At 56.0% G+C, this 11684-nt stretch carries 11 protein-coding genes; 6 read left to right on the forward strand and 5 right to left on the reverse strand.

The window, feature by feature from the left end; all coding sequences use genetic code 11:
• The 3 genes from M6F29_RS10130 to M6F29_RS10140 all read right to left on the reverse strand — a co-directional run.
• Window positions 1–1240: NAD(P)/FAD-dependent oxidoreductase (locus M6F29_RS10130; RefSeq protein WP_366525994.1), on the reverse strand; the 1240-nt coding region annotated here is incomplete at its 3' end.
• A gap of 137 nt (window positions 1241–1377) precedes the next feature.
• Window positions 1378–2052, reverse strand: coding sequence for an efflux RND transporter periplasmic adaptor subunit (locus M6F29_RS10135; RefSeq protein ID WP_298159345.1), 675 nt, complete (start codon window positions 2050–2052; stop codon window positions 1378–1380).
• Between the two features lie 15 nt (window positions 2053–2067).
• Window positions 2068–2244, reverse strand: a complete 177-nt coding sequence (locus M6F29_RS10140) for a hypothetical protein (protein ID WP_298159347.1) — start codon at window positions 2242–2244, stop codon at window positions 2068–2070.
• A gap of 772 nt (window positions 2245–3016) precedes the next feature.
• Here M6F29_RS10140 and tnpC point away from each other — a divergent pair.
• Genes tnpC through M6F29_RS10160 form a run of 4 tightly spaced genes read left to right on the forward strand, consistent with a single transcriptional unit; the run spans window position 3017 to window position 7372 of the window.
• Window positions 3017–4684 carry an IS66 family transposase gene (gene tnpC / locus M6F29_RS10145; RefSeq protein ID WP_298159349.1) on the forward strand — a complete coding sequence of 556 codons (1668 nt, stop codon included), beginning with the start codon at window positions 3017–3019 and terminating at the stop codon, window positions 4682–4684.
• Window positions 4681–5568, forward strand: a complete 888-nt coding sequence (locus M6F29_RS10150; RefSeq protein ID WP_298159351.1) for a DUF4338 domain-containing protein — start codon at window positions 4681–4683, stop codon at window positions 5566–5568. Before tnpC ends, M6F29_RS10150 begins: the two co-directional genes overlap by 4 nt.
• Window positions 5502–5999, forward strand: coding sequence for a TrbG/VirB9 family P-type conjugative transfer protein (locus M6F29_RS10155; protein ID WP_298159353.1), 498 nt, complete (start codon window positions 5502–5504; stop codon window positions 5997–5999). The genes M6F29_RS10150 and M6F29_RS10155 overlap by 67 nt, the downstream gene beginning before the upstream one ends.
• Window positions 5996–7372 (forward strand): TraB/TrbI/VirB10 family type IV secretion system protein, encoded by a 1377-nt coding sequence (locus M6F29_RS10160; protein ID WP_298159355.1) that lies wholly within the window; start codon window positions 5996–5998, stop codon window positions 7370–7372. The genes M6F29_RS10155 and M6F29_RS10160 overlap by 4 nt, the downstream gene beginning before the upstream one ends.
• Here the strand turns inward: M6F29_RS10160 and aroC are convergent.
• Window positions 7362–8459: a chorismate synthase gene (aroC, locus tag M6F29_RS10165; RefSeq protein WP_298159358.1), complete on the reverse strand. Its 1098-nt coding sequence runs from the start codon at window positions 8457–8459 to the stop codon at window positions 7362–7364. The two genes, M6F29_RS10160 and aroC, sit on opposite strands and share 11 nt — an antisense overlap.
• Window positions 8460–8570: 111 nt before the next feature.
• Entirely contained in the window at window positions 8571–9557 is a 987-nt protein-coding gene (locus M6F29_RS10170; protein WP_298159361.1) for a S66 peptidase family protein, read from the reverse strand.
• Window positions 9558–9696: 139 nt separating this feature from the next.
• On the opposite strand from M6F29_RS10170, the gene leuC reads away from it, so the two are divergent.
• Together leuC and leuD are read left to right on the forward strand one after the other, a co-directional pair.
• A complete protein-coding gene (gene leuC, locus M6F29_RS10175) occupies window positions 9697–11100 on the forward strand; it encodes a 3-isopropylmalate dehydratase large subunit (RefSeq protein ID WP_298159365.1) in 1404 nt (467 codons plus the stop codon).
• The coding region (gene leuD / locus M6F29_RS10180) for a 3-isopropylmalate dehydratase small subunit (protein ID WP_298159368.1) at window positions 11100–11684 on the forward strand (585 nt) is incomplete at its 3' end. The genes leuC and leuD, both read left to right, overlap by 1 nt.

Below are 11684 nucleotides of genomic sequence, written 5' to 3' on the forward strand. Positions count from 1 at the left end.
TATGTACAGTATATAATGTATAGTTTGGGTACTTTGATATTTTATGTACACTATAGAATATATATCTGGTGTACTTTGATATTTTGTGAACCCATTTTGCCTTGACAAACCAGTTGACATTCCGGGGAGAAATTTGCGGAATGGCGATGAAGGCTGCCCCGGTATCGCCCATGTCAGCCAAACAGATGGCATTCCAGGTCCCCTTGCTATCGGCAGGTTTACCATTGAGATCAGCAACGATATTGTGAACGATGGCCGTTACCATAGACTCGATCATGTAACCGGTCTTGGGCGTTCCGGTGGGAACCGGGGTAACCTCCACGGGAGGAATCGCCACACACACTCCCGCCGAGAAGATATTGCGATATTTTTTGCTGCGTTGATACTCATCAATCATCACAAATCCTCTGGGGTTACATAATCCTTCCACCCCAGCTACCGCATCAACCCCTTTAAAAGCAGGAAGCATCATGCTGTATTTATAAGGTAATTCATGTTCTTTCTTAATATTTCCAAATTCGTCCAACTCGGTAACGAACATTTTTCCATCTTCTATTTTGGTCACCTTGGCATTGGTAATCCAGCGGATGTCATTACTGCGCAATTCGCTTTCCAGCATGGACTTTGAATCTCCCACTCCGGCCAATCCCAAATGACCGATGTAGGGCTCACTGGTGACGTAAGTCATGGGTACTTTGCTACGCAGCTTGCGATTACGCAAATCACGATTCACCACAAAAGCAAACTCGTAGGCCGGTCCAAAACAGGAGGCAGCGGGCAAGGCACCAATGATCACCGGCCCCGGATTCTCCAGTAATTCCTGATAACCTCGGTACGCATGTTCTGCATGATCTACCGTACAGATCGATTGAGTAAATCCGTCAGGACCCGCACCTGCAACTTCCTCGAATGCCAACTTGGGACCGGTGGTAATGACCAGATAATCATAGGTCAGACGAGTCCCGTCAGGAAAATCCAAAGCATTGCCTTCGGCATCGATCCGGCTTACGCGCTGGGCTACAAAATCGATTCCTTTTTTTTCTAGATAGGGACGGATGGGAAAGGTGATGGCTTCACGATCACGCCAACCCACTGCCACCCACGGGTTGGAGGGGACAAATTGAAAATAGTCCACCGCATTGACCACTGTGATGTGATGCTCGCGTCCCAATTCGGCTCGTAATTCATAAGCGGCAGGCATGCCGCCGGTTCCTGCACCCAATACAACGATATGTGCCATGATCTTATCCTCCTCAGAAGTGTGGTGTAACAGTGGGAATGAACCGGAGGAATCGCTTCCAGCCGGCTCAGCGTGGGTTAACGACAACCATTGATCGATGGTAAGCAGATCAGCCTCGGCCAGATGGAGACGGTTGATCAGCACGGCAATACGGGCATCAAGCCAGGACAAGTGCAAGTTGGCCCCTCACTTTCGGCATTGAGCAGATCCAAGGTGCTACGGTCACCAACCTGTTGACTGAGACGCTGAGCAGGATCCGTGGAAGATACCCGTTCATCGCTGGCGTGAACCACACAGTCGAGCGCGGCCACGCGCTGCAAACCCGTGGTCACGCCCAACCAAGACTGGCGAGTATCCCGCAGTACCTGTTGGTGCCATTGATCTGGCGTACAAATTCCCCAGATTTTCAGGCGTACTGCCGCCATGGCATCCGACTTCATGGCTACGTTCTGTGGCAGCATGGTGGTGACGTGCAAATGCGCCGTCAGCAAAGCCCCCCCCAACTGGGTTATATCCCCGACGTTGGCGTGAATATCGTTCACCACTCCTGCATAGGGAGCACGGATGACATAATAGCCCGCCTGGATTTGCGTGACTGACACCTGCATCAGTTGAGCCCGAGTTTCCTCCCGCGTCGCGTTGAATCGCGCTTCGACAAGGTCGAGTGCTGCTTGACTGACATATCCCTGGGCAAAAAATTGCTGTTGCCGTCGTTCGTCATAGTTCGCTTCGGTCAAGGCCGCCTGAGCATCCGGTTTTATCATGATTTGCCCGGCTTTCACGACATCGCCGGGATGAACCCGCATTTCCATGATGTTGCTCGCCACCTAGGGTGCAATCACGGTTTGCCACTCGGATTCCACCACGCCATCGTAACTGTTGATGGCGCTGGCGGGTAACTCATCCGCCAGGGCTCCCGACATTTCCAGCACTGGCAAAAGTATTCCACTCGCCCACGAGGCAGTGGACGAGTTGACGGCAATGGAACTCATGGCACTGTTCATTTCTTATTCTCCTGGTCCGTGGTAAGGTACCCATAAATTCTATATATTTATATTATGTAAATTTATATAACGTAATGTAGTAAACTGTCAAGGCGTAAACAAAAATAATTTTACTGGATGAGCGTACAACGACGTGTCACTGCATCATTCCAGCAACGCGATGGGCACACACTGAATGTGCGCAAGAGTACCCTTGCAGAACCAGACTTGATGAAAATCTACAGGGCACTGGGAGTTTCCCCCACTCCAGGAGGCACGAAAAAACGGGTCAGTTAATCCGAAATTACAAGCATGTAGTGCCACTCCAAATATTTATCGTTCATAACAAACTGATAATCAAAGAAATTAAATTCCAGTCGTTAAACATTGGCTAGTGGATGTCCTGAAACGGGTAGGACAGCATCGCTGCCAGAGAAGTGGCGCAATTGACCCCCAGGCCGTGGAAACAGCATTTCGCCGCCAATCTACTGCGTTCCGATCTCTATCCCCTCACCCACGATCCCCACCCGTAACCCCCTCCAAAATTTGATCAGGGGGAGTAGGCTGTGATCAGTGAAAATTGGAATGACGCCGCTCAGTTACCATTTACGGCAAAGGCCAGTTTTTGAGGGGTCTGGCTTGCATCTGGCAATAAAAAAGGCACCCGGACGTAAATAATCGGCCAACCCGTCTTGAGTCAGTTGAAGTTTTGAGTTAGGAGCGGGGCGGTTATCAGGCCCACCAAAAAAAAGATTGCTGGACACGAGGATGACGGTGCTTTAGTATTCACTTCATGTTGTACGAAGCCTCGCACACCCCTATCGATGGAGTCGACGCACCGTCACAAGCGGCGGCGAGCGTGCCGTTTGCCGAGATAATGGTCAGCATTAGCAAGCAAGAGTACGTGCAGCTGAAGTGGGATGCGCAGTATTGGCAGAGGCAGCATCAACGGACGCTGAGTCGCGAGGCAGAACTCAAAGACCAGATTGAGACGCTGCGCGCGCAGGTGCGGGATTTGCGCCAGCGCTTATTTGGACGCAAGACGGAGAAGAGCACCGCGCAGAGCGAGCAGCACCGTCAGCCGGAGGCGAAGCGCCCGCGTGGTCAGCAGCACGGGAGCGTGGGCCATGGGCGCGTGGATTTCTCGCATCTGCCTGCGCGCGAGGAAGAATGTCATTTCAGCGAGGCGGAGCGCTGTTGCCCAAAGTGCGGCAAGGCCGCTGCGGTGTTCCCCGGGGCCGAAGAGAGCGAAATCATTGAGATCGAGGTCCAGGCGTATCGGCGCGTGATTCGGCGCCAGCGCTATCGACCGAGTTGCCAGTGCGAGGACTTGCCGGGGATCATGACGGCGCCCGTGCCGGCCCGTTTGATTCCCAAAGGGAGACTGGGGATATCGGTGTGGGTCGAGATCCTGCTGAGCAAATACCTATATGCCCAGCCGACGAACCGTTTGTTGCAGTCGTGGGCGAATATCGGATTTACCCCCTCGCAGGGCACGATCATCGGCGGACTGAAATATTTGGCACCGCTCTTCACGCCGGTGGTCGAGGCGCTGCAAGTTCGGCAGTTGACCGAGGGGCTGTGTCACGCCGATGAGACAAGTTGGCGAGTGTTCGAGCCGATTGAAGGCAAGGTCGGGTATCGTTGGTACCTATGGGTGATCCGCTCGACCTCGGCGATCGTGTATGTGATGGCACCCGGGCGCAGCGCGGAAGTACCGCTGGCGTATTTTTCCCAGCTCTTGGTGCAGACAGTGGTGGTGTGCGATCGGTATGCTGCGTACAAAAAGGTGGCGCGCATCATCGACCTATTACTCGCCTTTTGTTGGGCTCACGTGCGGAGAGACTTTCTCACCCTGGCGCGCAGCTATCCGGATACCGAAGTCTGGGCCATGGGCTGGGTAGCGCGCATTGGCACGCTGTATCATCTGAACGATACGCGCTTGGTCGTGCGGGACGACCCGGTGCGCTTTGCCGAACACGATAGGCAGCTCAGAGCGCATCTCGAGCAGATGATAGCCGATCGCTGCGCACAGTTGGCCGATGCGAGCCTGCGCCGCGCCGCACACAAAGTCCTGGTGAGTTTGCAGAACCACTGGGAGGGCTTGACGGTGTTTGTCGATCGGCCCGAGATTGCGATGGACAACAATGCCGCGGAAAGTGCGCTGCGCAACGAGGTACTCGGCCGCAAAGCCTATTATGGCTCGGGCAGTGTGTGGGCCGCGCACTTGGCCGGTTCCCTGTTTTCCCTTCTCATGACCCTGGTGCATTGCTGGCAGATCAACCCGCGTCTCTGGCTTACGCAGTATCTGCAAGCCTGTGCCGAACAAGGGCATCCGCCCACCGATTTATCCCCCTTTTTGCCGTGGATGATGAGTGCGCAGCGCCTGGCGGCGCTGCGCTTGGGCGGGGGTTTGTCCACTGCGCCAACGCCAAACGGCATCGCGATCGACACCTCGTGACTCATCGGTATTGCGGACGGGATTTCAGTGCCCAAGATCTCCACCTCATCGTCGACCTGATCGCACAGGCACCTGAGTTGTCGCGCACGGCGCTGTCTCAGCGCGTATGTCAGCAGTTGTGCTGGCTCAAGCCCGATGGCGGACTCAAAGAGATGAGTTGCCGCGTGGCGATGCTGCGCATGCAAGAGGATGGCTTGATCGCATTGCCGAGGGCGCGTGCCGCAAACTTTGATACCCGGCGCGCGCTCGTCGCCACGGCGGCCACCGATCCCCAGGGCGAGATCACCCAGCCCATCGATCGTCTCGGCAGGCTGGAGTTTCTCCCCGTCAGTACGGACACCAAGCGCGATTCGCGGCTGTGGAATGAGTATATCGAGCGCTATCACTATCTGGGCTATACGCCCCTGTCGGGCGCGCAGTTGCGCTACTTTGTCGCGATCGACGGGCAGTTCGTGGCCCTGCTCGGCTTTGGCGCCGCCGCCTGGAAAACCGCGCCCCGCGACCGGTTCATCGGCTGGAGCGATACCCAGCGCCGTCACCACCTGCATCGTGTCGTCAACAACGCGCGTTTCTTGATCCTGCCGTGGGTGCGCTCACAGGGTTTGGCTTCCAAGATCTTAGGGCGCATAGCCCGCCAGTTGCCTGCCGATTGGCAGAGCCGCTATGGCTATCGACCCGTGCTCCTGGAGACCTTCGTACAATCGGATCGTTTCCGTGGCACCTGCTACAAGGCTGCCAATTGGATCCACGTCGGACAGACTCAAGGACGCGGCAAACTCGATATCACGCACCAGCACGCCATGCCGGTCAAAGACATTTGGCTGTATCCGCTGCAGAAATCCTTCCGCCGGCAACTCACCGCCCAGCCCTTCGCCCCCGCATAGCAACTGCCGTCCCCCTATCAAAAAAGGCCGTCAGGCTCAAGACGGGTTGGTCGATTGTTTACGAAGAAAAATCTCTATCTCCTTCATCTTCATCGGGAAAAATGATTCATCCATTTTCTCTGACGCCCCAGCGCGTGCATACCCATTACACAATCAAAGGAGATGCAGAATTTCGTCCTCTGGAAGTGTTTGACGATGGACGTTTCACCTGGATCGACATGGGGCACCCCCAAGTGCTTCCTGCCGTCTTCATGATCGATGCCGAGGGTTCCCGACTGGTCAATTACCTTCTTCACTCCCCATATTTTGTGGTGCAGCGCCTGATGCCACATTTTCTGCTTAAGTTGGGCGGAACCGAGGTTGAAGTGATCAATTCCGACTACAGCAAGTCTTCTGGAGTGCAGGGAGAGGTGCCAGAGCAACGACCATGAAGGAAGAAGGAGCAATGGGCGCGGTCCGGTCCGGCATAAAAAAAGTCGTCTTGCCAAGTTCAGACATCGAGTCTTCGTCTGGCACAGAAGAACTTCCCGGTCCCTGGGAAGAAGCACAGGAATGGACGGGGGTGCCACCGGGCAAGGTACATCGCCATTTGCATTGGTGGGTGGCCGTAGGATTGGGAATGGCGGTGGTGCTGGGGTTTGGGATTCAGGTTTTGGTCGGGCGGGTACGGGCAGCCTCGCCTTCACCCAATGCCCAGGCGGTGGTTCTGGGACAGGCGCCGGCTGTCAGTGCCTTGCAGCATGAGTTGGTACGTGAACAAATGGCCGACCCTGGACCGCCTCCATCGCTGGTGGATGAAGCTGGAGAAAAAGCTCATCAGGCCGAGCAGGAACGACAGCATCAAATGGAGTTGGCCCGTGCCCAACAGGCAGCACAGATTGCGGCCAGTCCAATTTTGGCTATCGGGGGGCCAGTGGCTCAACCGGTTCCACTTTCAACCCCTGCACCAGGCAGTTCCCCGCCACCTGCAGATTCTGGTTCGGGGATAGGCATGCTTCCAGGGAGCGCATCAGTTCCCCCCAACCTTCCTTCCCTCGGGTTGGGCCTCAATGGGGTGGGTGCCTTACCCTCTCTGCCGGGGATGGTGGCTTCGCCCTGGAATCCGACCCCGTCCATACCGGGAACGGCGCCTCAAACTCCTCCGGCAACGGTGCGTTCACGCCAGAATACGACCCCTCTCGAACCGATTCAGCCGGCCAATCATGCCCTCGTGCTGGAGGGCACAGTCATGCCAGCAGTCTTGATCACCCAGATCGACAGTGACCTGCCCGGATTGATTACGGCCCAGATTACAGAAGATGTATACGATTCAATCGATGGAACTTTGCTGGCCATTCCCAAGGGCAGTCGACTGATCGGGCAGTTTGCGGCACGCATCTTGCCTGGGCAGGAGCGTTTGATGGCCTCTTTTCATCGCCTCATTTTGCCCAGTGGGGTGAGTTTTCAACTGGAGGATATGGTTGCTTCAGATGGTCAGGGGCAGTCAGGCATGCAGGATGAGGTGGATAATCGATTCTGGAAACGTCTGGGCGGACAGTTCATGACGGCCGGACTGGCTCAGATCATCGCCCAGCCTACGGGAGGGGTGACCGTGCTGGGAGGCATGGGTAATAATTTGACCACGGACGCGGCGGGTCAGATTTTGGTCAATACTGCCAGTATCGGTTTTGCCGGACAAGCCGCCATCGGCCCGGTGATCATCATCAAGAAAGGTTATCCTTTTTCCTTGTTGGTAAACCGAGATATGGACTTTTCTTCCTTGGCTTCTTCTGCGGAAATGTCGGGTACTTCCCTCAAGCCTTGAGGGGAAAAGGTTTCAACGGTGGGGTGACATCGCCGTTCTGGGCGCGCTGGCGCAACGCATGGTCGATCAACACGAGGGCCATCATGGCTTCCACGATGGGCGTGGCACGAATGCCGACACAGGGATCATGACGTCCGGTGGTCTGAACTTCTACGGCGTGTCCCTGGCTGTCAAGGGAACGACGAGGCAGGCGAATACTCGAAGTGGGTTTGATGGCCAAATGGGCAATGAGATCCTGTCCCGTGGATATTCCACCCAGAATCCCGCCGGCATGATTGCTTTGAAACCCATCCTGGGTCATTTCATCACCGTGTTCCGTGCCGCGCTGGGTCACCACGGCAAACCCATCGCCAATTTCCACGCCCTTCACGGCATTGATGGACATGAGTGCATGGGCAATGTCCGCATCCAGACGGTCGAAGACAGGTTCGCCCCACCCTGGGGGCAAACCGCTGACCACCACACTGAGACGCGCCCCCACGGAGTCTCCTGACTTGCGCAGATCATCCATGAACGATTCCAGTTGGGGGACAAGGTCCGGGTCCGGGCAAAAAAACGGATTTTGGTCGATGGCGGCCCAGTCTTTGACGGTGATGGGAATGGGCCCCAGTTGGGACAGGTACCCGCGAATGGTGATGCCATAACGCTGGATCAGCCATTTCCGGGCAACGGCGCCAGCGGCCACACGCGCCGCCGTTTCCCGGGCAGAGGAACGGCCTCCGCCGCGGTGATCACGCAGCCCGTATTTCTGCAGATAGGTGTAATCGGCGTGACCAGGCCGGAACTGCTGGGCGATTTTATCGTAATCACGACTGCGCTGGTCTTCGTTGTGAATCACGAGGGCAATGGGTGTGCCCGTTGTGAGCCCTTCGAAAACACCAGACAGGATCTGTACCTGATCCGTTTCGCGACGTTGGGTGACATGACGGGAGGTACCGGGTTTGCGTCGATCCAGGTCGGGTTGGATGTCGGCTGCGCTGAGGGGCAGTCCGGGTGGGCACCCGTCGATCACGGCACCCAGTGCGGGGCCATGGCTTTCCCCAAAGGTCGTGACACAAAACATTCGCCCCCATGTATTACCGGCCATACCCATTCCTCGCACAAAAGTTGAATCTTAGCATGGAGTTTCGCGGCGAGGTCTGCGGGATCACCCGATTCGAGGGGATTCCGAACACCGCAGTTCGGCAGTCGATTTTCTTCAACCTGTGCGTGCTATGCCATATTGAGAGAAATGCAACTGGTAGTGGGCAGGGTCCGGCAATGTGATCCGTACCCGTCCTCCCACCGGCAGGGTGAGTTTGTCGCGCACGTGACCGAAGGGCAGATTCTGCAACAGGGGAATGGGGACCAGATATTGCAGGTAATCCACCACCTGTTCCAGGGTGTAAGGTGCCGCCGAGGCATGGGTGGGTTCGCACCGGTTGAACTGGCCCCACAGGATGGCACGCACCGAATTGAATACGCCTGCGTGGTACAACTGCATCAGGTAACGCTCGATGATGTAAGGCTCTTCGTTCACTTCTTCCAGAAACAGGATGCCTTCCTCTATCCGGGGTAGATAAGGTGTCCCCACCAGGTGAGCCACCAGGGACAGGTTGCCACCCCATAGGATTCCTTCCAGTCCGTTGTCGATTTGCTGGCGTAGGCGCATTCCGGCCGCTCCCTCATGAGCGGTGAAAGGTAGACGAATGAGGGGGGATGAGTGGGTTTCGTTTTGCAGCAGGGGTAAAAAATGGTCCTGGTGCAATGTGCTCCGATGGGGATGTCCGAAATCGGGGGCGGCCATGGGGCCTGCAAAGGTGACCAGTCCCGTCTGCGCCAGTATTGCCAGATGAAGCGCCGTGACATCACTGAAGCCGATGATGGGTTTGCGGGCCGCAGCGATGGCATCATAGTCCAGATGGGGAAGCAGGCGGGTCAAGCCGTAGCCTCCGCGCGCGGCCATGATGGCATCCACCTTGGGATCACGGATCAGTTCGTGAAAGTCTTCCAGTCGTTCGGTATCGGTTCCCGCAAAATATTCGTGTCGATTGTGAATATGGGTTCCTTCGCGCACAGTCCAACCGTGTTCCGAGAAATACAGGATGGCCATTTCCAAAGCCCCAGGCTCAGTCAGGAAGCCGGAAGGTGCGCATAGACCTAGGGAGGGGTTGGGTGGGAGCAAGTAGGATAACTGTGGGTTCATGACTCAAATATAACGTGAAATTCGTTGGCCGTCATCGGGGGGCCTGGATAATCGTTGTGCAGTCGTTATCTGATTGCCTCGGGTTTTCTGACTGTTGGCAGTTATGACATAATGATCGGCTCAGTGGAGGATCTTGGTGATGACGGCTCAAACCCTTTATGACAAGTTATGGCAGGCTCATGTGGTGCGTGAAGAAAGCGATGGCACGGCATTGTTGTACATCGATCGCCATCTCGTTCATGAGGTGACCAGCCCACAGGCCTTCGAGGGTTTGACTCTGGGAGAACGACCCTTATGGCGGAGGCGGAGTATCGTGGCCACTGCGGATCATAATACGCCGACTGTCACCCAGACGGAGATTCATGATCCCATCTCGCGTCTGCAGGTGGAAACCTTGAGCCGGAATTGTCAATCCTTTGGAGTAACGCTGTATCCCATGGGCGATCAGCGTCAGGGTATCGTGCATGTCATGGGGCCGGAGCAGGGGGCTACCCTGCCGGGCATGACAGTGGTTTGCGGGGATTCCCATACCAGCACGCATGGGGCTTTTGCTGCCCTGGCTTTTGGCATCGGCACCTCCGAAGTGGAACATGTCATGGCCACCCAGACTTTGGTGGCGCGCCGCTCCAGAACCCTGCGCGTCACAGTGGACGGGACTCTGGCGGAAGGCGTGACGGCCAAGGATGTGGCTCTCTACATCATTGGGCATATCGGCACTGCCGGGGGTACGGGATATGCCATCGAGTTTGCGGGGGAGGTCATCCGGGGGCTCAGCATGGAAGGGCGCATGACTCTGTGCAATATGGCCATCGAAGCCGGGGCTCGGGCGGGTTTGATCGGTGCCGATGAGGTTACCTTTGCTTACCTGAAGGGGCGTCCCTATGCCCCATCCGATGTTCAGTGGGCCCAGGCTGTCTCCTACTGGCGCACCCTGCACAGCGATGAGGGAGCGGCGTTCGACAAGGAAGTCACTGTGTCGGCTCAGCATATTGAACCCTTGGTGACCTGGGGAACTTCGCCTGAAATGGTGGTAAGCGTGACAGGACAGGTGCCAGATCCCCATCTGGAAATGGATCTGGTGCGTCGTCAGAGCATGGAACGGGCTTTGAGCTACATGGGGCTGAATGCCAATACGCCCATGATCCGGATTTCTCTGGACAAGATCTTCATTGGTTCCTGTACCAATTCCCGCATCGAGGATCTGCGCGCAGCGGCGGCAGTCGTGAAGGGCCGGCATGTGGCGGCCAACATCAAATTGGCCATGGTGGTTCCAGGTTCCGGATTGGTCAAGGCTCAGGCAGAAGCCGAGGGATTGGATCGGATATTTCTCGCGGCAGGTTTTGAATGGCGCCATCCTGGCTGTTCGATGTGTCTGGGTATGAATGAGGATCGCCTCAGCCCGGGGGAGCGTTGTGCCTCCACCTCCAACCGGAATTTTGAAGGGCGTCAGGGAACGGGCGGGCGTACCCATCTGGTCAGCCCACAGATGGCCGCTGCTGCAGCCATTGCAGGACATTTTGTCGATATTCGGGAGAACTTTTGATGCGTGCTTTCGTCCCCCTGAACGGTCTCGTGGTGCCCCTCGACCGGGCCAATGTGGATACTGATGCCATCATTCCCAAGCAGTTTCTCAAATCCATTCATCGAACTGGTTTTGGCCCCAATCTATTTGATGCTTGGCGTTATCTGGATGAAGGTCAGCCTGGACAGGACAATCGTTTGCGTCCCCTGAACCCTGAATTCGTCCTCAACCAACCCCGCTATCAAGGGGGGCAGATCCTTCTGGCCCGGGAAAACTTTGGTTGTGGTTCGAGCCGTGAACATGCCCCCTGGGCGCTGGATGACTATGGATTTCGGGTGATCATCGCCCCCAGTTTTGCCGATATTTTCTTTAATAATTGCTTTAAAAATGGTTTGCTTCCTATTGTTCAAAAAGAAGAAATAGTTGATTTTATATTCAATGAATCGGGGGTGACCGAAGGCTATCGATTGAAGGTGGATTTGTCTGCGCAGACCCTGACGACACCGACTGGAAAGGTTTTTGAGTTCACCGTGGATGGGTTTCGTAAAGAGTGCCTGCTGCGCGGGTTGGATGAAATCGGGCTGACCTTGCAACATGCCGATGAG

The organism is Ferrovum sp., assembly GCF_027317285.1.
In the GTDB taxonomy this organism is placed as follows: domain Bacteria; phylum Pseudomonadota; class Gammaproteobacteria; order Burkholderiales; family Ferrovaceae; genus Ferrovum.

Bases quoted from the DNA above. Each gene is read 5' to 3' on its own strand.
- M6F29_RS10135 (WP_298159345.1), bottom strand. From the start codon at position 2,052: ATGGAAATGCGGGTTCATCCCGGCGATGTCGTGAAAGCCGGGCAAATC.
- M6F29_RS10140 (WP_298159347.1), bottom strand. From the start codon at position 2,244: ATGAACAGTGCCATGAGTTCCATTGCCGTCAACTCGTCCACTGCCTCG.
- tnpC (WP_298159349.1), top strand. From the start codon at position 3,017: ATGTTGTACGAAGCCTCGCACACCCCTATCGATGGAGTCGACGCACCG.
- M6F29_RS10160 (WP_298159355.1), top strand. From the start codon at position 5,996: ATGAAGGAAGAAGGAGCAATGGGCGCGGTCCGGTCCGGCATAAAAAAA.
- aroC (WP_298159358.1), bottom strand. From the start codon at position 8,459: ATGGCCGGTAATACATGGGGGCGAATGTTTTGTGTCACGACCTTTGGG.
- M6F29_RS10170 (WP_298159361.1), bottom strand. From the start codon at position 9,557: ATGAACCCACAGTTATCCTACTTGCTCCCACCCAACCCCTCCCTAGGT.
- leuC (WP_298159365.1), top strand. From the start codon at position 9,697: ATGACGGCTCAAACCCTTTATGACAAGTTATGGCAGGCTCATGTGGTG.